Source organism: Mesorhizobium sp. M2A.F.Ca.ET.039.01.1.1 (assembly GCF_003998035.1).
Lineage (GTDB): Bacteria > Pseudomonadota > Alphaproteobacteria > Rhizobiales > Rhizobiaceae > Mesorhizobium.
Genome location: NZ_RZRY01001459.1, coordinates 1 through 554, shown reverse-complemented (window position 1 = coordinate 554; position 554 = coordinate 1). Strand labels below are relative to the sequence as shown.

1 pseudogene is annotated in these 554 nt (G+C 63.7%); it reads right to left on the bottom strand.

The annotated features are described in order from the left end of the window. Window positions 1–485: pseudogene (locus EOA24_RS40435) on the bottom strand (Mu transposase C-terminal domain-containing protein); the annotation flags it as partial. Window positions 486–554: the final 69 nt, after the last annotated feature.

Below are 554 nucleotides of genomic sequence, written 5' to 3'. Positions count from 1 at the left end.
CGGTCACCTTCGTGCTCCCATAGCGTCGTCGGTGTGGTGATCCCGTCTCTTCTCGCCACCGGCCGGAACTCTCGTGTGTCGGGATCCCGGATGTAGATGTGGCTGATGTCGCGAGGGTCGTATCGCACCTCGAGCCGGCCGAGCCGGTCCCGCTGCGGGACGAGGCTGCCCAGCCACGGTGAAAAATAGTCCAACGCGAACATGCTGACACCCTGCGGCGAGATGCGCCTCTCCGTCCCGGGCATGAATGCCAGCAAGACCCGTATAGGATCATCGTCGAAGCGGGGCAAATCGTGCGCCAGCCGGTTCCATTCTGTCGCCGGCACTTTCAATGTCCTCGCGTTCTGCTGAAGGTTATGGTCGATCACCGCGAGCGCGACGCATCGCTCCAGATCGGCGAAGCAGAGACGGGCTCGGCGCTCTGCGGGATATTCGTCGCGGTCCGCCACGGATCTGCCGGTAGAGCCGGGCTGCGTCGCAAGAACGGTGTGGTGATCCCGTCTCTTCTCGCCACCGGCCGGAACTCTCGTGTGTCGGGATCCCGGATGTAGATG